At 71.4% G+C, this 22,023-nt stretch carries 23 protein-coding genes; 16 read left to right on the top strand and 7 right to left on the bottom strand.

Going from position 1 to position 22,023, the window contains the following annotated elements; genetic code table 11:
- Nucleotide 1: 1 nt before the first annotated feature.
- Genes OIE67_RS49220 through OIE67_RS49200 form a run of 5 tightly spaced genes read left to right on the top strand, consistent with a single transcriptional unit; the run spans nt 2 to nt 2,143 of the window.
- Nucleotides 2–160: a hypothetical protein gene (locus OIE67_RS49220; protein ID WP_181308190.1), complete on the top strand. Its 159-nt coding sequence runs from the start codon at nt 2–4 to the stop codon at nt 158–160.
- An 18-nt stretch (nt 161–178) separates the two neighbouring features.
- Nucleotides 179–721: a hypothetical protein gene (locus OIE67_RS49215; protein WP_326633615.1), complete on the top strand. Its 543-nt coding sequence runs from the start codon at nt 179–181 to the stop codon at nt 719–721.
- Nucleotides 722–768: 47 nt separating this feature from the next.
- The gene (locus OIE67_RS49210) at nt 769–1,287 is read left to right on the top strand and encodes a hypothetical protein (RefSeq protein WP_106247653.1); all 519 of its coding nucleotides are present in this window, start codon (nt 769–771) and stop codon (nt 1,285–1,287) included.
- Complete coding sequence (locus OIE67_RS49205; RefSeq protein WP_326633612.1) at nt 1,287–1,814, top strand: hypothetical protein; 528 nt, start codon at nt 1,287–1,289, stop codon at nt 1,812–1,814. The genes OIE67_RS49210 and OIE67_RS49205 overlap by 1 nt, the downstream gene beginning before the upstream one ends.
- Complete coding sequence (locus OIE67_RS49200) at nt 1,811–2,143, top strand: hypothetical protein (RefSeq protein ID WP_106247649.1); 333 nt, start codon at nt 1,811–1,813, stop codon at nt 2,141–2,143. Before OIE67_RS49205 ends, OIE67_RS49200 begins: the two co-directional genes overlap by 4 nt.
- Nucleotides 2,144–2,209: 66 nt before the next feature.
- Here OIE67_RS49200 and OIE67_RS49195 read toward each other — a convergent pair whose 3' ends face one another.
- On the bottom strand, nt 2,210–2,986 hold the full coding sequence (locus OIE67_RS49195) for a maleylpyruvate isomerase family mycothiol-dependent enzyme (RefSeq protein ID WP_326633609.1): 777 nt from the start codon (nt 2,984–2,986) through the stop codon (nt 2,210–2,212).
- A 157-nt stretch (nt 2,987–3,143) separates the two neighbouring features.
- Nucleotides 3,144–3,335: a response regulator transcription factor gene (locus OIE67_RS49190; RefSeq protein ID WP_326633607.1), complete on the bottom strand. Its 192-nt coding sequence runs from the start codon at nt 3,333–3,335 to the stop codon at nt 3,144–3,146.
- On the opposite strand from OIE67_RS49190, the gene OIE67_RS49185 reads away from it, so the two are divergent.
- A complete protein-coding gene (locus OIE67_RS49185) occupies nt 3,295–3,870 on the top strand; it encodes a hypothetical protein (RefSeq protein ID WP_326633605.1) in 576 nt (191 codons plus the stop codon). The two genes, OIE67_RS49190 and OIE67_RS49185, sit on opposite strands and share 41 nt — an antisense overlap.
- Here OIE67_RS49185 and OIE67_RS49180 read toward each other — a convergent pair.
- The 3 genes from OIE67_RS49180 to OIE67_RS49170 all read right to left on the bottom strand — a co-directional run bounded on the left by OIE67_RS49180 (nt 3,854) and on the right by OIE67_RS49170 (nt 7,330).
- Nucleotides 3,854–5,488 (bottom strand): hypothetical protein, encoded by a 1,635-nt coding sequence (locus OIE67_RS49180; RefSeq protein ID WP_326633603.1) that lies wholly within the window; start codon nt 5,486–5,488, stop codon nt 3,854–3,856. The genes OIE67_RS49185 and OIE67_RS49180 overlap by 17 nt on opposite strands.
- Before the next feature lie 211 nt (nt 5,489–5,699).
- Nucleotides 5,700–6,353 carry a class I SAM-dependent methyltransferase gene (locus tag OIE67_RS49175; RefSeq protein WP_326633601.1) on the bottom strand — a complete coding sequence of 218 codons (654 nt, stop codon included), beginning with the start codon at nt 6,351–6,353 and terminating at the stop codon, nt 5,700–5,702.
- A gap of 29 nt (nt 6,354–6,382) precedes the next feature.
- Nucleotides 6,383–7,330 carry an acyltransferase domain-containing protein gene (locus OIE67_RS49170; protein ID WP_326633599.1) on the bottom strand — a complete coding sequence of 316 codons (948 nt, stop codon included), beginning with the start codon at nt 7,328–7,330 and terminating at the stop codon, nt 6,383–6,385.
- Nucleotides 7,331–7,457: 127 nt separating this feature from the next.
- Here OIE67_RS49170 and OIE67_RS49165 point away from each other — a divergent pair, with 127 nt between their 5' ends.
- Nucleotides 7,458–8,300, top strand: a complete 843-nt coding sequence (locus OIE67_RS49165) for an aminoglycoside phosphotransferase family protein (protein ID WP_326633597.1) — start codon at nt 7,458–7,460, stop codon at nt 8,298–8,300.
- 21 nt (nt 8,301–8,321) lie between these two features.
- Here OIE67_RS49165 and OIE67_RS49160 read toward each other — a convergent pair whose 3' ends face one another.
- Entirely contained in the window at nt 8,322–9,215 is an 894-nt protein-coding gene (locus tag OIE67_RS49160) for an NmrA family NAD(P)-binding protein (RefSeq protein ID WP_326633594.1), read from the bottom strand.
- Between the two features lie 82 nt (nt 9,216–9,297).
- On the opposite strand from OIE67_RS49160, the gene OIE67_RS49155 reads away from it, so the two are divergent.
- The 3 genes from OIE67_RS49155 (at nt 9,298) to OIE67_RS49145 (ending at nt 13,897) form a co-directional block, all read left to right on the top strand.
- Nucleotides 9,298–10,077 carry a helix-turn-helix domain-containing protein gene (locus OIE67_RS49155; protein ID WP_326633592.1) on the top strand — a complete coding sequence of 260 codons (780 nt, stop codon included), beginning with the start codon at nt 9,298–9,300 and terminating at the stop codon, nt 10,075–10,077.
- A gap of 130 nt (nt 10,078–10,207) precedes the next feature.
- Nucleotides 10,208–10,720 (top strand): DUF3592 domain-containing protein, encoded by a 513-nt coding sequence (locus tag OIE67_RS49150; protein ID WP_326633590.1) that lies wholly within the window; start codon nt 10,208–10,210, stop codon nt 10,718–10,720.
- A gap of 147 nt (nt 10,721–10,867) precedes the next feature.
- Nucleotides 10,868–13,897 (top strand): GH92 family glycosyl hydrolase, encoded by a 3,030-nt coding sequence (locus OIE67_RS49145; protein WP_326633588.1) that lies wholly within the window; start codon nt 10,868–10,870, stop codon nt 13,895–13,897.
- An 86-nt stretch (nt 13,898–13,983) separates the two neighbouring features.
- On the opposite strand, the gene OIE67_RS49140 is transcribed toward OIE67_RS49145, so the two are convergent.
- Nucleotides 13,984–15,168 (bottom strand): ROK family transcriptional regulator, encoded by a 1,185-nt coding sequence (locus OIE67_RS49140; RefSeq protein WP_326633586.1) that lies wholly within the window; start codon nt 15,166–15,168, stop codon nt 13,984–13,986.
- Nucleotides 15,169–15,256: 88 nt separating this feature from the next.
- Here OIE67_RS49140 and xylA point away from each other — a divergent pair, with 88 nt between their 5' ends.
- The 6 genes from xylA (at nt 15,257) to OIE67_RS49110 (ending at nt 21,983) form a co-directional block, all read left to right on the top strand.
- On the top strand, nt 15,257–16,408 hold the full coding sequence (gene xylA / locus OIE67_RS49135) for a xylose isomerase (protein WP_326633584.1): 1,152 nt from the start codon (nt 15,257–15,259) through the stop codon (nt 16,406–16,408).
- Nucleotides 16,405–17,148 (top strand): sugar phosphate isomerase/epimerase family protein, encoded by a 744-nt coding sequence (locus OIE67_RS49130; protein ID WP_326633582.1) that lies wholly within the window; start codon nt 16,405–16,407, stop codon nt 17,146–17,148. The genes xylA and OIE67_RS49130 overlap by 4 nt, the downstream gene beginning before the upstream one ends.
- Nucleotides 17,145–18,248: a Gfo/Idh/MocA family protein gene (locus OIE67_RS49125; RefSeq protein ID WP_106247621.1), complete on the top strand. Its 1,104-nt coding sequence runs from the start codon at nt 17,145–17,147 to the stop codon at nt 18,246–18,248. Before OIE67_RS49130 ends, OIE67_RS49125 begins: the two co-directional genes overlap by 4 nt.
- A gap of 144 nt (nt 18,249–18,392) precedes the next feature.
- The gene (locus OIE67_RS49120; RefSeq protein WP_326633580.1) at nt 18,393–19,742 is read left to right on the top strand and encodes a S8 family serine peptidase; all 1,350 of its coding nucleotides are present in this window, start codon (nt 18,393–18,395) and stop codon (nt 19,740–19,742) included.
- A gap of 46 nt (nt 19,743–19,788) precedes the next feature.
- Complete coding sequence (gene lysS / locus OIE67_RS49115; protein ID WP_326633578.1) at nt 19,789–21,411, top strand: lysine--tRNA ligase; 1,623 nt, start codon at nt 19,789–19,791, stop codon at nt 21,409–21,411.
- Nucleotides 21,408–21,983, top strand: coding sequence for an AAA family ATPase (locus OIE67_RS49110; protein ID WP_326633576.1), 576 nt, complete (start codon nt 21,408–21,410; stop codon nt 21,981–21,983). The genes lysS and OIE67_RS49110 overlap by 4 nt, the downstream gene beginning before the upstream one ends.
- The last annotated feature ends 40 nt before the right edge of the window (nt 21,984–22,023 follow it).

Here is a 22,023-nt window from a genome sequence, read left to right as displayed (position 1 = left end):
GATGCCCGACCTCCTGACCAGCCCGCGGACCAGACCGGCACTGGCGCTCCCGCCGGCCGTGCTGGGCCTGCTCGCGGGCCATCTCCTGGGGCTGCAGCCCTGGGCGCTGCTGGTCGTGGCCGCACTCGTCGTGGGGATCGCGCAGCAGACCCTCCCTTGAGGCCCCAACGTGATCATCATGATCACGCGCGCCCGCGTGTCCGGGTGCTTCGGTTCCTCGGTGGTGGCCGGTGCCGTCCTCGTGCTGTCGGCGATGACGGGCGCGGCGCTCTCCGGGGCTTTCGCCGGTCTCCTCGGCGCGGCCGTGGAGCCCTCGCTGCGGGCGTTGCTCGCGCTGGCCGCGGTCACGGTGTCCGTCGCCGGTGCGGCGTTCAAGGCGGTCCCCTGGCAGCTGGACCGGGAGACCGACACCCGCTGGCTGGGCTACAACGACTGGCGCACCGCCGCCTACAACGGGTTCGCGCTCGGGCTCGGCTTCACCACGCGCATCGGCTTCTGGCTCTGGTACGTGGTGCCGCTGGCCGCCTTCGTCACCGCCGACCCGCTGCTCGGCGCGGCCGGTTACGTCGTCTTCGCCCTGACGCGAGTGGGCCTGTCCGCGCTGCTCACGTCGATGGACGTGTACATCTCGGGCGGCATCGCGCGTGCCCGCATGATCACCGATCCGCTGGCCGTCGCCGCGCTGTGCGCGCTCTACCCCGTACTCACATCTCTGCTGTAACCCACCGATGAGCCCCCGTAGTAACCCCCCAGAGAAAGGAAGCAGTAATGAAGGAGGAATCGACCAGACGCGGGCTGTTCGCCGGCATCCTCCGGGATCCGGCCGGCTCCACGCCGCTGCCCCCGTCCGACGCCCCCATCGCGGTCCTGGTCAGCGGCGCCGGCCAGGACGTGACGGTGCGCCGTTACGGCGCCTCGGCCGGCCGCACCGCGGCCGCGCCCGTCGCGGCGAAGGCGGAGGAACTGCCCTACGGCTGGACACTGCGGCCCGGCGACCTCGTCGTCATCGACGAGTCCGCGCCGGGATCGCCCGTGGCGGTCGCCCTGCACCGCAACGTGCACGGCACCGTGGCGGAGGTGTCCGAGAACCGCATCACGGTCGGCGGGCAGGTCTGCCTGCTCGACCCGCGCACGCTGCACTACGAGGGCATGGAGGGCGAGCCGTCCGCCAGGCCGCTGGCCCAGCCGCTGAAGCCGGGCGACCGGGTCGTCCTGGAGTGCTTCGACAACCGCGTGGACGGCACCCTGACCGTGCACTTCATGCGCCGGCTCAGTCAGGCGGCCTGATGGAACAGGTTCTGGCCGTGGTGCTGGTGGCGACCTGTGTCGTGCTCACGGTGGCCTTCCTGGCCTGTCTGCGGGGAATCGCCGAGCTCCGGCTGCGCCTGACGGGGCGCGGCATGGATCCCAGCGCCCAGCTGATCATCGGCAGGAAGCTCCCCGAGAGCCTGGTCGGGCTGATCCCCGACGCGACGCAGGACACTCTGGTGCTGTTCATGTCCAGCACCTGCGGCACGTGTCACGGCCTCGCGGCGAGTCTGGGCGAGTTCAGCGGCCGGCAGACGGTGGCGATCATCGCCGGCGACTCCGCCTCCGACCTGCTCACGACGCTCCCGCCGCACGTCGCGGCCTTCGACGGCGAACAGGCCAAGGCCGTGGACGCCGACCTGCCGATGGCCTTGTTTCCCACCGTGCTCCTCCAGCGCGACGGGTTCCTGGTCGCCTACGCCAGTGGCAGCGACGCTGACAGCGCCGCGGACCTCGAAGTGCTGTGGGAACAGAGATTGGACGTACCAGAGGGGATGAGCGCATGATCGTCGAGCACGTGAAGAAGACGCGGCTGACGCGGAACAAGTTCCTCGCCGTCGCGGGCGCGACCATCGTCGGGGTCGCCAGCAACGCCTGGTTCCCCGGCCGGGCCGAGGCGGCGCCGGACGGCTGCTACGGCTATCCGGGCTGCAGCTGCTGCTCGGCCACGACGTGCTGCGCGAGCGGCTGCTCCAAGCGGTACAGCTGTGGTGGCAAGCAGTGCTGGACGACGTGCGCCTACCTGGGCAGCACGCTGTACCGCTTCGACTGCTGCGACTTCACCAAGAGCGGCGCAGGCTGCATCTGCCGGGTGAATCACCGGACCTGCAGCTGACTCCGGGCTCGGTGCGGTGGGCGGCCTCGCCGCCCACCGCACCGACCTGGCAGGCGTCTCGGAAGGTCAGTCGTCGGTGACCCAGTTCATGTGCTCGATCCAGAGGTCGAACATGGCCCGATCGCCCTGTACGTCCAGCGAAGAGGCGGCCAGCGGCCGGCGTCGGCTGTTGACCAGGAGCAGATCGGTGGCCGGCCCGCTCACCACGACGTCCGCCTCCGCGTGCGTCCGCTCCAGTGCGACCTCGTCCGGCTCCCGGCGGGCCACCCACTCCCCTGGGGCGTCGGTGGCGTGGAAGTGCAGAGTCTGGCCGTTCCCGCGCAGCGCGTCGGCGAAGTCCGGCCGGTTCTCCCAGTAGCCGCGGGACGTCATCGTGGCCAGCCAGTCCTCGGTCGCCTCGACGGCGAGCTCCGGAGCCAGTTCGTACGGCAGACCGAGCGCCACGGCCGCGTCCGCACGATGCACGCAGACCTCCCCGAACAGCCGCCGTGACCAGAACGGCACCCCTGCCGCGGCACCGGACGGATCCCACACGGGCGTGTCGTCGCCGACCTCCGCGAACGCACGCCCCGCTTCAGCCGCGCCGTCACGCAGCCAGGCCCGCCACTGGCTCGAATCAGCCGGAGCCGGGACATAACGAGCGAACGCGCTGTCCGGCTCGCTCAACTGCTCACCGACGAGCATGGCCACCATGCGCTGCGTCGACCCGACGTGATCGACCAGATCGGCCAGGGTCCACTTGGGGCAGGTCGGCACCGGAGCCGTCGCATCCCTGCCGTCCACCCAGTCGGCGAACGTGTCGGTCTGCTCGACCACGGCCTGCACGTATGCGGATGTGTCCATCTGCACCTCCTGGCTGCGGGGTTTGCGCAGTGATACTTCCTTACGGATGTCTCAGGTGACCAGGCTTTTCCTTCGGACATTTGCCGGACATTTGGCCCCCTGCGCGGGTCAGCGGTGTACTCGTCCAGCAGCGACCAGCGCGCGCCTGGATCCGTGATCATGAGATCATGATGCCGCTTTCCCACGCCCAGGCGGCGATGTCGACGCGGTTGCGGGTGCCGAGCTTGTTCTGGATGCCGGCGATGTGGTTCTTCACGGTGCCGGGTGAGATGAACAGGATGGTGGCGATCTCGGCGTTCTTTCTGCTGGTGTTCGTCTTCACCGGCGTTCCAGGACCGCAGGAGGGCATCGGGGACATCCTGTACTGGCACCGGACGAACCTGATCGTCCTGTTCGCCATCGGCGTCCTGTGGGCCCTGACCACGCTCGCCTACCAGCGGCGTAACAGGCAGGTCTGCGCGCACTGCGGCCGGGGCGACTCGGCGGTCGCGCGCTGGACCACTCCTGAGGCGGCGCGCCGCTGGGGCCGGTGGGCCGTGTACGTGGCCTGCGCCGCGCCGGTCCCGTACGAGATCACCCGGATCGCCTGGTACGCCGGCCTCCCGCTCGGCATCACCGACGACTTCCTCCGCATGATGCGCGAGACGCCCGGCATGCTGGAGGTGGGACTCGGCTGCGCGCTCGCCTCGATCGGCGGCGCCGTGCTGACCCACGGGCTGATCCGGCGCTGGGGTGAGGTCTATCCGCGCTGGATCTGGTTCAAGGCGGGCCGGCGGGTGCCGCCCGCGCTCGCCGTCGTCCCGGCGACCCTCGTGGCGCTCGCCGCGATCCCCGCCGGCTTCATGAACCTGCGCATGGTGCGGCCGTTCACGACTTCAGCTTGAGCTTCTCGCGCGACGTCCCCGGGAACACGACGACCAGATGCTCCTCCGCCGCGTCATTCACCCGGATGTAGACGCGGAGCCGGTAACGGCCCTTGCCCTTGATCGCCAGGTTCGGCATCGGGGCGCCCGCGCCCACCTCTCCCTCGCCCATCTCCGGCACACTGAGCCGGCCACTGCGGCTGATGAGGGGGACCTCGCTGACCTGGTCCCAGCCCGCCGTCCGCGCGGGCGGCGCGGTACGGAAGGCCTTCACCGTCAGGCAGAGGTCGGAGACGTCCTCGACGTGACCGACGAGCGCCGCGCTGCCGGCCACCCCGATCATGGTGCTGTCGTCGTAGACCCGATCCGTCGCCTGCTCCGCCTCCTCCTCGAACGCCGCGTCCCCAGGGTCGTGGACCAGGTAGCCGTGATCCCCGTCGGCGAACAGGAAATAGTTGGCCGTGGCTCTGACGACGCCCTTCATCCGCGGCCACGGGTCGCGGCACTTCGCGTTCGCCTCGGCGATGTAGTCGGCGTAGTCCTCCTGCGTCTCCGCGGTCGAACGCAGCAGGTCGGGACGGGTCGCGCCGACGGTCTCCGGGCAGACGTAGACGAGGTCCCACGCGTCCACGCCCCAGGCGGCCCGCTCGCTCCCGGCGCGGGTCAGGATCGCCTGCTGCTCGTCGCGGTCCTCCGTCCGGCACAGCACCCGCCCGTACGCGAGGACCGCCTGGTCCGACATGCTCTCCGGGAACATGGGCGGAACCCCGCCGTCTCTGCCGCGCGCCCGGCAGAGGAACGTCGCGTCACGTTCCGACGACTTCAGGTCGCCGAAGGCCGGCTGGGCGTAACACTCCGTCGACCCGCTGCTGTACGTGAGGTGCGCGGCCTGCTCCGGCTGGATCAGTCCGGTGAGCGGCAGTACGGTCACGGCCGCCACCAGAACCCGGTTCACCCGCCGCCGCACGGGAGGGGGACCGTCCGCCGGGCGGTCCTCGACGGCCAGTTCACGGGCGGTCGCCGCATGCCACACGCTGCCCACGAGCACGGCCACGTCGAAGAAGATCAGCATCACCACAGCGCCTTCGCCACGGAGGCCCTTGGTGATCAGCGTGAGCGGGAGGATGAGCGTGTACACGCCTATCGACGACCACCCCGCGATCAGCGTGCCGCGGCTCCACCGGCCGTCGCGCCACTGCCCGACGACCGTAAGGAAGGTCGCCGCCACCACGCTCAGCGTCGAGGCCATGGAGAAGAGGCCGCTCGATCCGACCTCGTACAGGTCCAGCCGGTCGAGGGCGTCCTGGACGAACAACGCCAGACCGACCGCGAACACCGCTCCGGCCATCGCGCGCGACGTGGGGGACCGCCAGCGGATGACGAGCAGGTAGAGCACGTGGATCGCGGTCCACAGGACGAGGGTCAGCACCTCGTCCACCGCGTCGGGGAGCAACCCGATCGGGTGCCGCAGCACGAGGGTGCAGGCCACCGTCACGTACAGGAGCGTCCGCAGCGCCTTCGCCCGGCGGTCCAACGTCCCTCGTACGGGGGTACGCAGGATCAGCCACAGGAACGCGGCCTTCACCAGGGCGGCCACGATCAGCGCCACCGTCGTCGGGGTGTCGAGTCCCCCGTTCACGGAGAGACCGCCAGGCGGCGACCATTCGACGGCCGCCCAGAGCCAGGCGTCTCCCAGAACGAGGCCCGCGACCGCCGCCGCGAGAACCAGACCTACCGCTCCAAGTCTGATGATCCGCCATAAACCATCCGAAGACATGGAACGCGATCTTAGTGCGCCGCCGCCGCGACGCTACCGGATGCGCCTCAGCACGCGCAGGCTGGTCCAAGCATCAGCCCGTGGCGGCGGCCTGCCTGCGCATCAGCAGATGGCCGCGGCGGAAACGTTCGTCCTCCAGCGGCTCGCGCAACATCCGTCCCACCTCGACGAACTCCTCCTTGCCCGCCAGTTCGGCCAGCTCGTCGATCGGCCACCGGTAGGCCGGCGTGACCTTGTGGTCGAACTCCTCCACCGGGCCGCCCCCGGACTCGAAGAAGCCGATCAGCAGGTGACCGCCAGGGGCCAGCACCCGGCGGAACTCGGCGAAGTACGCCGGCATCTCCGGCGGCGGGACGTGGATGGCGGAGTACCAGGAGAGCAGGCCGCCCAGCTCGCCGTCCGGCACGTCGATGGCGTCCATCGAACCGAGCTCGAACCGCAGGCCGGGATAGTCCTTGCGGGCGATGTCGAGCAGCGCGGGCGACAGGTCGATACCGTAGGCGTCCAGGCCGAGGTCCCGTAGGTGCGCCGTCATGTACCCGGGCCCGCAACCGGCTTCGACGACGGGCCGGGGTCCTTCCTTCCGTACGAGCTCGGCGAACACGGAGACGATCGCGCGGTCCAGAGGGAGGCGGTCGAGCGAGTCGCGGACGAGATCGGCGTAGAGCTGGGCGACGGCGTCGTAGGCGTCCGCCGTCGCGGTCAGGTAGGAGGAGGATTCGGCCATGGCGGACGACTGTAGCCCATCGATCGGCGTCAGCGAGCTGTCCGGTACGGCATCCAGCCGGTGCGTGCCCGCCAGTTGCGTCCGGAGCGGAGGTGGGCCACGTACGCTCGCTGCAGGGACGTCTCCTGGGGCAGATCCGCGAGCCGGCTTTCGGTGACCGGCTCTTGCCGGCTCGGCTTGCTGAAAAGGTATTCCAGCAGGTCACCGTCCGCGCAATCCGCGTCGCCCGACGTCCGCGGCTTCAGGGTGAAGCGGCGCAGGAACCGCACGATGTTCGACCGCTCGGGGAGATATTCGGCGAGTTGCGGGTCGAGCAACCAGGAATGACAGGCGAAGTGGGAGACCGGCTCATCGGGGAAATGGCGCTCGAAGAACGTCCGCGCCAGGTCGAACGATTCGTCGCAGGAATCCGGGGACAACGGCGTGCCGGACGGGATGTGCAGGTGCAGGACGTATCCGGTCATGCTGTCCGGGCGTTCGCCATGGCCGCGGTCGTACTCCAGGCGGCCGAGCTTGTATTCGGTTCCCCGGAATTTCAACGGCGGGCACCACTGGTCGAATCCGCCCACGCCACCGAGCCCGTGCACGGACCGGTGCTCGGCCATCATAGGCCCGAGCGTGGACAACGTCTCCCATGACGTTCGTGGGTCGATGCCGCGCTCGGCGTGGTAGCGGAGCGTCCGCGGCAGGACGGCGAGATAAAGCCAGACGTAAAGATGAAGCGCCACCGGGCCGGCCTCTGCGGGGAAGGCCGGTAAAGCGCGATAACCGTCGGCCGGGAGCGCCGCACCTAGGTGCGAGGTCAGGTCCCGGTAGCACCGCTCCAAGCTCCGCCACAGCTCCGGGTGCTCCTGGGGGTCAGGCCGCGCCGCCAGCGTCTCGTCCCGATCTCGGGACGAGACACCCAAGCGCTCCAGCAGTCGCGCCGCTTCCACGTCCGAAGGAAGGTCGATCATGCGACTGAGGGCTTTTTCCATTCGACCCTCCGTTTCCTGGCTTCGGTGATGTGCGAGCATGTCATCCCCCCTCCGGTCGGCGTGCCGGCCTCGTCCGCTACGTCGAAACCGCCCGGAAGTCCGCCTCGACCTGAATGTACGTGAGGGCATGACCGATGATCTCGCCGCCGGTGAACTGCTGGAGATCGCCGCCGCGCTCCTGCCCGGACACTCCCTGGCGGACGCCCGGGTCAGCGGGGGCAATCTGCATCACGTCGTGCTCGTTCCCGGTACGGCCGCCGTGCGGGTGAGCAGGCGGCCGTCGTCGGCGCGGGAGATGCCCCGTCGCATGGAGGTGCTGCGGGAGGTGGCCGGGGCCGGGCTGCCGTTCGACGTGCCCGAGCCGCTGACGCCGGTGACCTGGTTCGGCGCGCGTGCGGCGGTGGCCGTGTCGTGGGTCGAGGGCGCCGAACTGCCCGAAGGGCAGGGCGATCCCGGTGAGATCGGGAAGTTGCTGCGCGCGGTGCGGGAGGTCGGCGTCACTCCTCGGCTGAGAGGGCTGCTGCACGCGCCGAGGGCGGCGAAATGGGCTGAGGCGCTGCTGGAGGAGGTGGTGCCGGAGTTGCCCGAGCGGTGGCGGGACCGGTGCCGGCGGCGGCTCGAAGCGGCGCGGGATCTGGAGCCCGTACCGGATGCGCTGGTTCATGGCGATATGTGTGCTTCGAACGTGCACTGGAGCGCCGACGGCCGCCTGATCGGGGTCCTGGACTGGGATCAGGCCCACCTGTTCGACCCGGCGATCGACGCCGCCCTGATGGCCTGGCACGGCTGGGACAACGTCAAGGCGGCCGTGGACCCCGAGACCTACCGGCGGGCCCGGATCTATGACGCTTCGATCGGCGTCGGGCATCTCGTCGGGGTGCTCGACGGCCGCCCGCTGACGAACATCGACGTGTTCGTCCGCAGCATCGTCGCCTGGCTGGACGAAACCTCGAACGACGAGATCCCGTAAGCCGTCCTGAACGACGGGTGGTCAGGACGGGGCGAGGTGGGCGCGGATGGCGGCGGCGCCCGATTCGGTGAGCCAGTCGGCGAACGTCCGCAACCCTGGATGGATCACCCGCAGCGCCTCGATGTCGGCGCGCCAGCGATGCCCGGCGATCCACCGCTTCCTGGTCTGGGCGACCTCGGGACCGACTGCGGCGGCCTCGTCCTCGCTGAGCTGCTCGTACCGGATCGGGATGCCGGTGGCCGCGGTGATCGCGGCGGCGGCCTCGACGGGGGTCGGCTGGTCGCCGGCCAGCTCCAGCGTCCTTCCGGCGAACCGTTCCGGCTCCGCGAACGCGAGCGCGGCGAACTCGGCGATGTCCTCCAGCGCGATGAGCTGCATGGGCTTGTCCGGCGGGAACAGGTGCCGGTGCACGCCGTCGGCGAGGCCGTCGAGGGCGAACCTTCCGTCGCTCAGGTAGTTGGTCATGAACCGGACGGGACGCAGCACGGTGGACAACCGGATGCGTTCGTGCAGGTACTGCTGGATCATCGCCTTCCCCGCCATACCCGGCGAAGCGGTCGAGGCCCCGGCGACGGTACTGAAGACGACCTGCTCGACTCCGGCGGCGGCGGCCGCGTCGATCAGCGCCCGGCCGCGGGCCACTTCGAGCGCCGTGTCGGTCCCGGAGGGCGTGTACAGCGCGGGCGGTACGCCGAACACGGCGGTGACGCCGTCGAGCGCCGGCGGCAGGCCGGCCGGATCGTCGAAGTCGCCGCGTACGAGCTGGGCGCCCGCGGCGGCCAGCGCGGCGGCGGCGGGTGCGGCCGGGTCGCGGACCAGGGCTCGCACCGGCCGCCCCACGGCGAGCAGCCGCCGGGCGGTGGCGCCGCCCTGCCGGCCGGTGGCGCCGGTGACCAGGATGAGGGAGTCCGTCATGGCGTCCCTTTCTGAGACGGTGGATACTGACACGATCCGGAATGCTCCACCCCCTTTCCGCCGCAGACAAGGATTACGTGACATGACAGCAGCACCGGGCGCGGTGGTCGCCGGGCGCTCCGACGCCCGCAGGAATCGGGAGATCGTGCTGCGCACCGCGATGCGCGTGTTCACCGAGGAGGGCCTGGAGGTGTCGCTCGGCCAGATCGCGCAGCGCGCCGGGGTCGGCGCGGGGACCGTCTACCGGCACTTCCCGAGCAAGGAGATCCTGGTCGAGGCGGTGCTCGCTGAACAGGTCCAGGGTCTCGTGGCCACCGCCGGCGAGTGGGCCGCCCGCGCCGCGCCGGGGAACGCGCTGTTCGGGTTCCTGCTCGACGTGATCGAGAAGTCGGCCGGCCGGGGGCACGTCTGCGACGCGCTCACCGCCGACCGGAGCTGGCCGCGCGCCCTGCTGGCGGCCGCGGCGCAGCGGTTCCAGGAGGCGCTTGAGCGCCTGCTGCACGACGCGAAGCAGGCCGGCGCGATCCGCGCCGACGTGCGGGTCGAGGACCTGACCGCGCTGACCGTCGGCGCCGCCGCGCTGCGGGCGGCGCACCGGGACCGGGCGCGGGGCACCCAGCTGGTACGGGTGCTGCTGGACGGACTGCGCACCCCGGCCGTCACGGAACCCTCCGCGTTTCGTGACCCGCGGGCCCTCCAGCGTCACGAAACCGACGGCGGCCACTGCGTGGAGTGCGGCGCCCGGCTGCGCGCCAGGACCACCGGACGACCGGCCCGCTACTGCGGCCCGACCTGCCGTCAGCGCGCCCGCCGCCGCCGTGTCGCGGCCGGCGTCGGCGACGGTGAAGGCGGCGGCGTCTGAGCGAGCGGCGGGCCGTATCCGCTGATCAACACGTATGACGGGCGGAAAAGTCGGCGGGTGACGCAAACCTCTGTGGCCCCATGAGCCTCTAAGAGAACAGAACGACTCGAGGGGGTCCGCGGTGCAAGGCGTGTTCGAGTACTTTCCGCTCCTGTTCGTGGCTTTCGGCATCGTCGCCATCATGATGTCGGTCAAAGGGCTGGTCGGCTTCCAGCGGTTCGCGCAGCGGGCGCTGCGGGTGCCGGGCGTCGTGAGTGACGTACGCACCACGTTCGCCGGGCGGGGCGAGGGCCTCAAGGCCACGCACCGGCCGGTCCTGACGTTCACCACCGTCGACGGGCGGGAGATCACCACCGAGGCGTCGACCGCTTCCGACCTGGGCGTCGGCAACGCCACCGAGGTGCTCTACGACCCGCAGGACCCGACCAGCGCCATGCCCGCCCACGACACGGCCGCCGGTTACGGCGGGATCGTCGCCGGCGTCATCGCGCTCGGCATCGGCCTGGCCTTCTTCTCGGCGTTCTCCGGCGTCACGGACGTCACGCCGGGCATCGACGACGGCCCGGCGCAGTGCGAGCTCCGCCAGCCCGACGGCACCTTCCAACCCGCCCCCTGCCCACCCGGCCTCGACCTCGACCACTGACCCCGACCCGACGGGGAACGCGCTTCCGGCCGGACGAGCGGTGGCGCGAGACGGGGGCTGGTGCGGCGTTCGGGGGAGGGGTGAAGATTTTTCCCTGCTTACTCGGACGTTCATCGTCTGGTTAAGGTGGAGCAGTGTGATCACGAGGTGTTCTCTCCCCGCTCGTGGCTCGCCGCCGCGACAGCCGGTTCGCTTCTCGTCGCCGGTCTCGCCGTGCCCGCAGCCGCCGCTCCCCCTCTCACCGACACCGCCGGCCCGGCCCGGACGGGTCCCGCGAAGGTCACCGATCCCGTACGTCACGTCGATCCGCTGATCGGCTCGGCGGGTGGCGGCAACACCTACCCGGGTGCCGTCACACCGTTCGGGATGATCTCGTGGAGCCCCACCAACACGGCCGGCGACCAGACCAACGCCGCCGGCGCCAACGGGTACGCCTACAACACGCCACGGGTGCGCGGGTTCGCGCTGACCCACGTCAACGGCGCCGGCTGTCATCCGGGAGCGGCGGGTGACGTGCCGATCATGCCGTTCGCCGGTGAGGTCACCTCGTCGCCGACAGCGGACACGAAGGACACGGTGTACGCGAGCGGCTTCAGCCATGACCGCGAGAGCGCCCGCCCCGGCCGCTACACGGTCACGCTGGACTCCGGCGTCAAGACCGACCTGTCGGTGACCACCCGCGCGGGCGTGGGCGAGTTCACCTTCCCGAAGGGGTCGCCGGCCAGCCTGCTGTTCCGGGTGTCGAACTCGCTGAACGGCAGCGAGGACGCCGAGATCACCATCGATCCGGCCCGGCGTACGGTCACCGGCTCCGTCCTGACCGGCGCGTTCTGCGGCCGGCGCGCCAACGGCGGCGTGAACAACCGCAAGAGCTACTACCGCCTGCACTTCGCCGCCACGTTCGACCGCGCCTTCGCCGGCACGGGCACGTGGGTGGACGGCGAGCTGCGGCCGGGGACGACCACGGCGAGCGGCGGCGAGGGGTACGCGACCGGCGCCGACCGCGCCGGAAAGGGCTCCGGCGGGTACGTCAGCTTCGACACCGCCTCCGACGCCGACGTCCGGATGAAGGTCGGCATCTCCTACACCAGCCTGGACGCGGCCAGGCGGAACCTGGACGAGGAGGTGTCGCGGCACGACGACGTCGCCTCGGTGGCGGCCAGGGCCACCCGCGCCTGGAACGAGCGGCTGCGCTCGATCGAGGTGGCGGGCGGTCCGGCCGACCTGCTTACCACGTTCTACACCGCGATGTACCACTCCTACCTGCAGCCGAACGTCTCCAGTGACGTGGCGGGCACCTACCTCGGCAGCGACGGCAAGGTGCACCGGCTGGCGCGCGGGCAGCGGGCCCAGTACGGCAACTTCTCCGGCTGGGACCAGTACCGCGCCCACACTCAGCTCCTGGCCCTGCTGGAACCGGACGTCGCCGGCGACTACGCCCAGTCCCTGTACAACCTGGCCCGGCAGAACGGCGGCGTCTGGGACCGGTGGGTGCACGTCAACGGCCCCACCCACGTCATGACCGGCGACCCCTCGGCGCCCGCGCTGGCCGGTTTCCACGCGCTCGGCGTGCGCAACTTCGACGTGAAGGGGGCCTTCGACTCGCTGTACCGGCAGGCGACCGTCCCGCACGAGTCCGGTCTGTCCGACAAGGGATGCCCAGGCCAGTGTGCGGGCCAGCGGCCGAACCTGGCCGAGTACCTGCGCCTGCACTACGCCCCGCAGGACACCTGCCACTGCTGGGGCGGCGCGGCGGAGACGCTGGAGGACGCGACGGCCGACTTCGCGCTCGCCGACTGGGCCGGGCGGATCGGGCGCGGCAAGGAGCGGGCCGCGCTGCTGCCGCGGGCGAGCTGGTGGCGTAACACGTTCAACCCGCAGGCCGGCGTGGAGGGCGGCTACCAGCAGGCGCGCAGGTCGGACGGGAGCTGGCACTGGCCGTTCGCGCCGACCTCCGACTCCGGCTTCGCGCAGGGCACGAGCGCGACCTACACGTGGATGGTGCAGCACGACGTGTCGGGCCTGGCCGCGGCGATGGGCGGCAGGGAACGGGCGGCCGCGCGGCTGGACGCGTTCTTCCACCGCGCGGACGGCTCGTGGGCGACCGGCGGCGACGGCTTCCGCTACGACCCCACGAACGAGCCGGGCATCCACGTCCCGTGGCTCTACAACGCGCTCGGCCGGCCATGGCAGACGCAGGAGACCGTACGCGCGATGGCCTCCCTGGTCTACAAGACCGGCCCCAGTGGTCTGCCCGGCAACGACGACCTCGGCACCATGTCCGCCTGGTACGTCTTCGCCGCCCTCGGCATGTATCCCCAGGTGCCCAGCCGGGCGGAGATGCTGCTGTCCAGCCCGATGTTCACGATGGCGTGGATCAACCGCGGAAACGGGCGCACGATCACGGTCAGCGCGCCGCGGGCGTCGCAGGAGGCGGTCTACGTCCAGGGCGTCCGGGTGAACGGCCGGCCGTACGGCCGCTCGTGGCTGCCGGAGTCGCTGCTCAACCGGGGTGGCGAAGTGGTCGTCGACGTGGGCGCGACGCCGAACACGTCGTGGGCCACGAGCGCGGCGGACCTACCGGTCGATCACGTGCCGGCCGCGCAGGCCCCGATCCCGAACCTGCCAGGGCCGTGCGAGCCGATCGGCGCGGCCTGCGCCCAGCGGCTCCAGTACGACGTGGACGGCGTGGCCACCGCCGACGCCAAGGCGCAGGGCAACCTGGACGGCAAGGGCTGGAGCTTCCCCGCCGAGCAGTTGCCGGCGCCCGGCGCGCACGACGGATTCCTGATCCCCGACACCAGGGGCACGGCGGGCAACTTCCACAGCCTGCGCGGCCAGCGCACCTACCTCACGAAGGGCCGCTACCAGGCGTTCGACCTGCTGGTCACGGCGGTGAACGGGGACCAGCAGACCGAGCTGACGATCACGTACGCGGACGGCACGACCTCCACGGCCCCGCTGAAGGTGACGGACTGGGCCGCCGCGTCAGCCCACTTCGGGGAGACGGCGGCGCTCACGGCCGACACGCGCTACAACGTCAACGGCACGGCGGACGGCCGCAAGGTGACGATCTGGCGGGTCTCCGTGCCGGCCGATCCGGCCCGCGAGGCGGTCTCGTTCACCAGCTCCGCGACCCCCAATCTGAAGGTCTTCGCCCTAAGCGCCAAGTCCTGAGGACGCCGGACCCGACGCACCGGCCCTCACCCGCCGGATCCAACCCACCGGCCCCCCGCGCACTGCCCTCGACCCGCCGGCCGCGCTCACAGCCCGAGCAGCTGGGCCGGGTCGGCGATGATGCGCTGGATGACCGACCCGGCCGCCCCGAGCACGGCGGCGTCCGGGCCGGTCCCGGAGACGACGAGGGCGGGCGGTGTGCCGCGCATCTGCGCCAGCCTGGCCCCCAGCCCTTCGGACACCGGCCCCTCCAGCCAGCGGTAGAGCGGCGCGTAGATCCCGCCGAGCACGATCAGGCCGGGGTCCAGCAGGTGCACGGCCGAGGTGAGCGCGACGCCGAGGGCGTGCCCGGCCCGCTCGCAGGTCCGCACGGCCTCGGGATCACCCGCCTCCAGCCGCGCGACCAGCTCACCGACCGAACCAGCCGAGCCGGCCGCACCAGCCGGATCGGCCGCGTCAGCCGAACCGCCCGAGCCGGCCGGCCCGGCCGACCCGAGCGCGCCCAGCAGGGTGTCCTGGCCGGCGTACACCTCCAGACAGCCCCGCCCCCCGCACCGGCATGCGGGCCCGTCCGGCACGACGACCACGTGCCCGAGCTCCCCCGCCAGCCCGTACGTACCCCTGAACACAGCCCCGTCGACCACCAGGCCAGCACCGATGCCGATCTCGCCCGACACGTACAGAAAGTCGCTCTCCCGCGACCCGAACCACAGCTCACCCAGCGCCGCCAGGTTGGCCTCGTTGTCGATCTCGAAGGGCAGGTCCACCAGATCGGGCACGCGCACGTCACGCCACCCCAGGTGGGGTGCGCTGCGCAGCACCTCGCCCTCGACCGTGCCGGGCACGGCCAGCGCGGCCCCGATCACCCGCAGCCCGCCCGCCTCCGCCTCGGCCGTGATCTCCTTCGCCAGGACGCGCAGCCCGTCGAGGATCGCGGCGGGGTCGGAGTTGCGGTTGTCGGCCGGACGCGTGCGCCGCAGCCGTACGGTACGGGTGAGGTCGACCACGCACGCGGCCAGATAGTCGATGTTGATCTCCAGCCCCAGCGCGGCCACGCGACGCCCGCTGAGGCTCACCGCCACGCCCGGCCTGCCCCGCTCGCCCTTCTGCACGGCGCCGCTCTCGCTCACCACCCCGGCCTCGATCAGGTCGGCGACCAGGCTGGACACGGTCGTCTTGGTCAGCCCGGTCCGCTCAGCCAGCTCGGCGCGGGTGTGAGGTCCTGATCGGTGAATGGTCGCGAGGACTACGGCCAGGTTACGGGCGCGCATGGAATCATGCCGGACCCCTCTTGACGACACCCCACTCACCTCCTCAGGATTATGTACAGATTATGGACTAAAGGAAGAGGCCCAACAAATGCCCGCATACACTCCCACCCCGGACGACCGCTTCACCTTCGGCCTCTGGACGGTCGGCTGGCAGGCCCGCGACCCGTTCGGCGACGCCTCCCGCCCGGCGCTCGACCCGGTCGAGAGCGTGCACCGCCTGGCCGAGCTCGGCGCGTACGGCGTCACCTTCCACGACGACGACCTGCTCGCCGTCGAGCCCGACCGCGACAAGGCCATCGCCGCCTTCAGGAAGGCCCTCGACGAGACCGGCATGAAGGTCCCGATGGCCACCACGAACCTGTTCACCCACCCCGTCTTCAAGGACGGCGCCTTCACCAGCAACGACCGCGACGTCCGCCGCTACGCGCTGCGCAAGGTCATGCGCAACCTCGACCTGGCCGCCTCGCTCGGCGCGCGCACCTACGTCTGCTGGGGCGGGCGCGAGGGCGCGGAGTCGGATGCGGCCAAGGACGTCAAGGCCGCCTTCGACCGCTACAAGGAGGGCCTGGACCTCCTCTGCCAGTACGTCATCGACAAGGGCTACGACATCCGCTTCGCCCTGGAGCCCAAGCCGAACGAGCCCCGAGGCGACATCCTGCTGCCCACGATCGGCCACGCCCTGGCGCTGATCAACGACCTGGAGCACCCTGAGATGGTGGGCCTCAACCCCGAGGTCGGCCACGAGCAGATGGCCGGGCTCAACTTCGTGCACGGCATCGGCCAGGCGCTGTGGCACGGCAAGCTGTTCCACATCGACCTCAACGGCCAGCATGGACCGAAGTACGACCAGGACCTGATCTTCGGCCACGGCGACCTGAAGAGCGCGTTCTTCCTGGTGGACCTGCTGGAGAACGGCGGCTACGACGGCCCCCGCCACTTCGACTACAAGCCGCTGCGCACCGAGGACGCCGAGGACGTGTGGGTCTCGGCCGCGGCGAACATGCGCACCTACCTGATCCTGAAGGAGAAGGCGCGCGCCTTCCGCGCCGACCCCGAGGTCCAGCAGGCCATCAGCGCCTCGCGGGTGGACGAGCTGGCCCAGTCCACGCTGGCCTCGGGCGAGACCTGGCAGGACCTGGCCAAGGACGACTTCGACCCCGAGGCGGCCGCCGCCCGCGGCTTCCACTTCACCCACCTCAACCAGCTCGCGCTTGAGCACCTCATGGGGGTACGCGGATGACTCGACCGATCAGTGTCCAGCTCTACACCGTCAGGGAACCGCTGGCCGCCGACCGTGATGCCGTGCTGCGGCGGATCGCGGAGATCGGATACCGGGCCGTCGAGCCCTACGACCCGTTGAACGACCCGAAGGGCTTCCGCCAGGTCGCCGACGACCTGGGGCTCAGTGTGTCGGGCACACACGCGGGCGCGCTGCTCAGCAGGGAGCCGGCCGAGGTCTTCGACGCGGTCGCCACGCTCGGGACCGACCAGGTGATCGTCCCGGCCGGCATCGCGCCCGAGCAGTTCACCACCCGCGACGGCATCCAGCGCGCCGCCGACCTGCTCAACGGCCTGGCCGAGCAGGCGGCGGGCGCCGGGATGCGGATCGGCTACCACAACCACTGGTGGGAGCTCGAACCCCGGGTGGAGGGCCGGCACGCCATCGAGGTGCTGGCCGACCTGCTGGCGCCCGAGGTGTTCCTGGAGATCGACACCTACTGGGCGGCGGTGGGCGGCGCCGACGTGCCCGCCCTGCTCGGCCGCCTCGCGGGCCGGGTGGAGGCCCTGCACGTCAAGGACGGCCCCGTCGTCAAGGGCGAGCCTCACACCGCGGTGGGCGCGGGCGTCATGCCCGTGCCCGAGATCCTCGCCGCCGCGCCGGACGCCTGGCGCGTCGTCGAGCTCGACGAGTGCGCGACCGACGTCTTCACCGCGCTAGCGGACAGCCACGCCCACCTCACCTCCTTGGAGCGCTCTTGAGCAACGGCCCGGTCGGCGTCGCACTGGTCGGCGCCGGAGTCATCAGCGGCCAGTACCTCCGTAACCTCAACTCCTTCCCCGACGTGCGCGTGGTCGCCGTCGCGGACCTCGACACCGACCGGGCCGCCACCGTGGCCAGGGAGCACGACGTACCGGTGTCGGGCACCCTCGGCGCGGTGCTCTCGCTGGCCGAGGTCGAGATCGTGGTCAACCTCACCGTCCCCTCCGCGCACGCGGCCGTCGCGCTGGAGAGCCTGCGCTCCGGCAAGCACGTGTACGGCGAGAAGCCCCTGGCCATGAACATGGACGAAGCGGGCAAGGTGATGGCCGAGGCCGCCGACCGTGGCCTTCGGGTGGGCGGCGCCCCCGACACCTTCCTCGGCGCCGGGCTGCAGTCGGCCCTGCACGCCCTGCGCTCCGGCCTCATCGGCACGCCGGTGGCGGTCACGGCCGCCACGCAGAGCATGGGGCCCGAGTCCTGGCATCCGAACCCGGAGTTCTTCTACCAGCCGGGCGCCGGCCCGCTGTTCGACCTGGGCCCGTACTACCTGACCGCCCTGGTGTCGCTGCTCGGCCCCGTCGCGCGGGTGGCGGCCGGCACGCGCAGGGCCCGCGACCAGCGCAGCGTGGGATCGGGGCCCAAGGCGGGCACGCTCTTCCCCGTCGACGTGCCCACCCATGTCAACGCCCTGCTGGACTTCCCCGGCACGGCGACGGCGGCGGCCACGTTCAGCTTCGACTCGGCCGTCAACCGCCGCATGATCGAGATCATCGGCAGCGAGGGCGCCCTGTCGCTGCCCGACCCCAACACATTCGAGGGCCCGCTGCTGGTCCGCGGGCCGAACGACGCGGACTGGCGGGAGCTGCCGGTGACCGGGACCACGGCCGGGCGCGGCATCGGCGTGCTCGACCTGGCCAGGTCGATCAGGGCGGGCACACCGCACCGCGCGTCGGGCGAGCTGGCCCACCACGTGCTGGAGCTCATGTCGGCCATCACGGAGTCGGGCGAGCGGTCGGAGTTTCGCGCGATCTCCTCCTCCGTCACCGCGCCCGAGCCGCTGCCGGCGGACTGGGACCCGCACGCGGCCACGCTGACCTGACGCTCTCGCCGGCTGGGCGGCGGGGACCTCCTCCGCCCAGCCGACGGAAAGTCACATACCCGTTTCACCTAGGAATCCCCACGGGACGACCGGGCATTACTACATTGAGTAATCACTCGGTAACAGCTCTCCCCAGGGGAATCCATGCGCGTACTCATCCAGCTCCGCCCGGCTCCCGACGTCGTGGCGTCCGTGCTCGATCCAGGCGTCCGCAGTGCGGTGGCCGACGTCGTCACCGATCTGCCCGGCGTCCTGCTCGACGACGCGTACCCGCCGGTGCCGGTGCCGCGGCCCGTCTCCGCCCACGGCGCGCCGCTGTCGCTGCACCAGCGGGTGGGGTTCTCGCACGCGCCCGAGGACGCCTCCGTGCTCGTGCGCGGCGAGATCCCCGACGACGAGCTGTCCACGCGGTCCGTGCTGCTGTCCTCCTCCGTACGCGAGGTCGCGGGCATCTTCGCCGACCCCGCCATCCACCCGCACCCGGCCTGCGGCGGCGACGGCCCCGTCGGCGACTGGGAAGAGGTCAGGCGGCTGCTGCACGCGTCCGAGCTGTGGGCGGCCGGCCATGACGGCGAAGGCGTGTGCGTCGCGGTCGTCGACACCGGCGTCAACGCCGACCACGTCGCGACGCGCATCGGCCACGACGTGGCCGTGGACGCCGGTCGGAGCTGGAGCCCGCCGGGAGTGGGTAGGACCCCGGGCCGTTACCCGGTCTCCCACGGCTCCATGTGCGCCTTCGACGTGCTGCTCGCCGCGCCCAAGGCCACCCTGCTCGACATCCCGGTCCTGCTCAGCAGGCAGCCTGGGGCCGGGGTCGACGGCCTGCTGTCCGACGCCGTCGCGGCCTACGCCCATCTCGGCTCCGTCATCAGGGCGATACCCGCCGAGTCCAGGTCGCTGGTCGTCAGCAACAGCTGGGGGCTGTTCTCGCCGGACATGGACTTCCCGCCCGGCCATCCGGGCAACTACTCCGACAACCCGGCGCACCCGTTCAACGTGATCGTCGGCAGCCTGGAGAGCGAGGGGGCCGACATCCTGTTCTCGGCGGGCAACTGCGGCGGCGACTGCCCCGACGGCCGCTGCGGCTACACCGGCCGGACGATCGTGGGCGCCAACTCCCACCCGCGCGTGCTGTCGGTCGGCGGCGTCGACACGCGGGGCGAGCGAGTCGGCTACTCCTCGCAGGGGCCGGGGCGGCTGTCGGACCGCAAGCCCGACCTGTGCGCGTACACGCACTTCGCCGGCTCGCGGGCCGTCGGGGACGCCGACACCGGCACCTCCGCCTCCTGCCCCGTCGCCGCCGGGGTGGTCGCGGCCGTGCGCACGCGCAGGTCCGCGGCCGAGCTGTCGCCCTCGCAGCTGCGCACGCTGCTGCACCGCACGGCCGACGACCGCAGCACGGTCGGCTTCGACCACGACTACGGGTACGGCGTCATCGACCCGCCCGCCGTCCTGGCCGCCCTCGGCCGGCAGAACCGCACCCGCGCCGCCTGACCCCAACGCGTTGGCTTGTGCTCGGCGGAACCGCAAGAATGGCGCGATGGACAGTGCCGAGACCGACTGGGTCTCCAGGTTCGCCGACGACGTGATCGCCGAGGCCGATCGCCGCGCCCCGGGCAAGCCGATCGTCTGCGCCTCCGGGCTGAGCCCGTCCGGCCCGATCCACCTGGGCAACCTGCGCGAGGTCATGACGCCTCACCTGGTCGCCGACGAGATCAGGCGGCGCGGACGCGAGTGCGTCCACCTGCTGTCGTGGGACGACTACGACCGCTTCCGCCGGGTGCCGGCGGGCATCGACCCGTCGTGGGCCGAGCACATCGGCAAGCCGCTGACCTCGGTGCCCGCCCCTCCCGGCAGCTCGTACGCCAACTGGGCCGAGCACTTCAAGTCCCCGATGACCGCCGCGCTGGCGGAGCTGGGCGTCGAGGTCCGCGGCATCAGCCAGACCCAGCAGTACACGTCGGGCGCCTACCGGGAGCAGATCCTGACCGCGGTGCGCGAGCGGGCCAGGATCGACGCCGTGCTGTCCCGCTACCGCACCAAGCAGGGCTCTCGGCAGGCTTCCGAGCCGGTCGAGGACTACTTCCCGTACAAGCCCTACTGCGACCTGTGCGAGCGTGACCTGACCACGGTCACCGCCTACGACGACGAGACGACCGAGCTGGCCTACACCTGCGAGTGCGGCTTCGGCGAGACCGTGCGCCTGGCCGAGCACGACCGCGGCAAGCTGGTGTGGAAGGTCGACTGGCCGATGCGCTGGGCCCACGAGGGCGTGACCTTCGAGCCGTCCGGGGTCGATCACCACTCGCCCGGCTCGGCGTGGATCGTCGGCGGCCAGATCGTCGGCGAGGTGTTCGGCGGTCAGCAGCCGATCGGCCCCATGTACGCGTTCGTCGGCATCACCGGCATGGCCAAGATGAGCAGCTCCAAGGGCGACGTGCCGACCCCGTCCGACGCGCTGGCCATCATGGAGGCGCCGGTGCTGCGCTGGCTGTACGCCCGCCGCAAGCCCGCCCAGTCCTTCAAGATCGCCTTCGACCACGAGATCCAGCGGCTCTACGACGAGTGGGACGCCCTGGGCCGCAAGGTCGCCGCCGGGCAGGCGCAGCCGGCCGAGCTGGCCGCCCACAACCGGGCGGTGCGCACCGCCGCCGGCCCGCTGCCCGCCACCCCGCACCCGGTGTCCTACCGCACGCTCGCCTCCGTGGCCGACATCACGACCGGCCACGCCGAGCAGACGCTGCGCATCCTGCGCGATCTCGACGGCGTCGAGACGCTGGAGACGGCCCGGCCCCGCCTCGACCGCGCGCAGCGCTGGGTGGACGATCACGTGCCCGCCGACCAGCGCACCCGCGTACGCGAGTCGCCTGACCAGGAGCTGCTCGACTCGCTCGGGCCCGGCGAGCGCGAGAGCCTGCGGCTGCTCGCCGACGGCCTCGACGACTGGACGCTGGAAGGGCTGACGGCGCTGGTGTACGGCGTGCCCAAGCTCCAGGCCGGGCTGCCCGCCGACACCAAGGCCACCCCGGAGCTGAAGACGGCGCAGCGGGCCTTCTTCGCCCTGCTCTACCGGCTCCTCGTCGGCCGCGACACCGGCCCCCGGCTGCCGACGCTGCTCATGGCGGTGGGCGCCGACCGGGTCCGCAAGCTGGTGGGCGCGTGAAGGGCGTCGTCCTGATCACGGGGGTCTCGGCGGCCGGCAAGTCCACGGTGGCGCAGGCGCTGGCCGAGCGGCTGCCGCGCTCGGCCCACGTACGCGGCGACACGTTCCGCCGGATGGTGGTCAACGGACGCGCCGACATGACGCCGGACTCAGCAGGCTCGGCAGAGGCGGCGGGCGCGGCGGACGAGTCGGTGCGCCAGCTTCATCTGCGCTACCGAATTGCCGCTACTGCGGCGGACATGTATTTCGATGCCGGATTCACACCAATAGTTCAAGACGTAATTATTGGACCGGATTTGGAACGGTTTACGAAGATGGTCCATTCGCGGCCGCTGCACGTGGTCGTCCTGGTTCCCGACCCCGCCGCCGTGGAGCTCCGCGAGCGGGCCCGCGCCAAGACCGGCTACGGCAACGGATGGACGATCGCCCAGCTAGACGCCGTGCTGCGGAAGGAAACGCCGCGCATTGGACTATGGCTGGACACCTCTCGACAAAGCGTCGAGGAGACCGTCGCGGAGATCCTTTCCCGGATGGAAGAAGCGAAAATCCCTCTGGATCCCCGATTAACGTGATCTATGCAAGGCGCTGTCAAGCGGACTGCATGCGTTCGGG

The organism is Nonomuraea fuscirosea (assembly GCF_035917475.1).
In the GTDB taxonomy this organism is placed as follows: domain Bacteria; phylum Actinomycetota; class Actinomycetes; order Streptosporangiales; family Streptosporangiaceae; genus Nonomuraea; species Nonomuraea fuscirosea.
This window is presented reverse-complemented; position numbering and strand designations above follow the sequence as displayed.

What these genes read in the sequence shown, in the direction of transcription:
- OIE67_RS49220 (WP_181308190.1), top strand. Translation starts at nt 2, where the DNA reads ATGCCCGACCTCCTGACCAGCCCGCGGACCAGACCGGCACTGGCGCTC.
- OIE67_RS49215 (WP_326633615.1), top strand. Translation starts at nt 179, where the DNA reads ATGATCACGCGCGCCCGCGTGTCCGGGTGCTTCGGTTCCTCGGTGGTG.
- OIE67_RS49210 (WP_106247653.1), top strand. Translation starts at nt 769, where the DNA reads ATGAAGGAGGAATCGACCAGACGCGGGCTGTTCGCCGGCATCCTCCGG.
- OIE67_RS49205 (WP_326633612.1), top strand. Translation starts at nt 1,287, where the DNA reads ATGGAACAGGTTCTGGCCGTGGTGCTGGTGGCGACCTGTGTCGTGCTC.
- OIE67_RS49200 (WP_106247649.1), top strand. Translation starts at nt 1,811, where the DNA reads ATGATCGTCGAGCACGTGAAGAAGACGCGGCTGACGCGGAACAAGTTC.
- OIE67_RS49195 (WP_326633609.1), bottom strand. Translation starts at nt 2,986, where the DNA reads ATGGACACATCCGCATACGTGCAGGCCGTGGTCGAGCAGACCGACACG.
- OIE67_RS49190 (WP_326633607.1), bottom strand. Translation starts at nt 3,335, where the DNA reads ATGCCCTCCTGCGGTCCTGGAACGCCGGTGAAGACGAACACCAGCAGA.
- OIE67_RS49175 (WP_326633601.1), bottom strand. Translation starts at nt 6,353, where the DNA reads ATGGCCGAATCCTCCTCCTACCTGACCGCGACGGCGGACGCCTACGAC.
- OIE67_RS49170 (WP_326633599.1), bottom strand. Translation starts at nt 7,330, where the DNA reads ATGGAAAAAGCCCTCAGTCGCATGATCGACCTTCCTTCGGACGTGGAA.
- OIE67_RS49165 (WP_326633597.1), top strand. Translation starts at nt 7,458, where the DNA reads ATGACCGATGATCTCGCCGCCGGTGAACTGCTGGAGATCGCCGCCGCG.
- OIE67_RS49160 (WP_326633594.1), bottom strand. Translation starts at nt 9,215, where the DNA reads ATGACGGACTCCCTCATCCTGGTCACCGGCGCCACCGGCCGGCAGGGC.
- OIE67_RS49155 (WP_326633592.1), top strand. Translation starts at nt 9,298, where the DNA reads ATGACAGCAGCACCGGGCGCGGTGGTCGCCGGGCGCTCCGACGCCCGC.
- OIE67_RS49140 (WP_326633586.1), bottom strand. Translation starts at nt 15,168, where the DNA reads ATGCGCGCCCGTAACCTGGCCGTAGTCCTCGCGACCATTCACCGATCA.
- xylA (WP_326633584.1), top strand. Translation starts at nt 15,257, where the DNA reads ATGCCCGCATACACTCCCACCCCGGACGACCGCTTCACCTTCGGCCTC.
- OIE67_RS49130 (WP_326633582.1), top strand. Translation starts at nt 16,405, where the DNA reads ATGACTCGACCGATCAGTGTCCAGCTCTACACCGTCAGGGAACCGCTG.
- OIE67_RS49120 (WP_326633580.1), top strand. Translation starts at nt 18,393, where the DNA reads ATGCGCGTACTCATCCAGCTCCGCCCGGCTCCCGACGTCGTGGCGTCC.
- lysS (WP_326633578.1), top strand. Translation starts at nt 19,789, where the DNA reads ATGGACAGTGCCGAGACCGACTGGGTCTCCAGGTTCGCCGACGACGTG.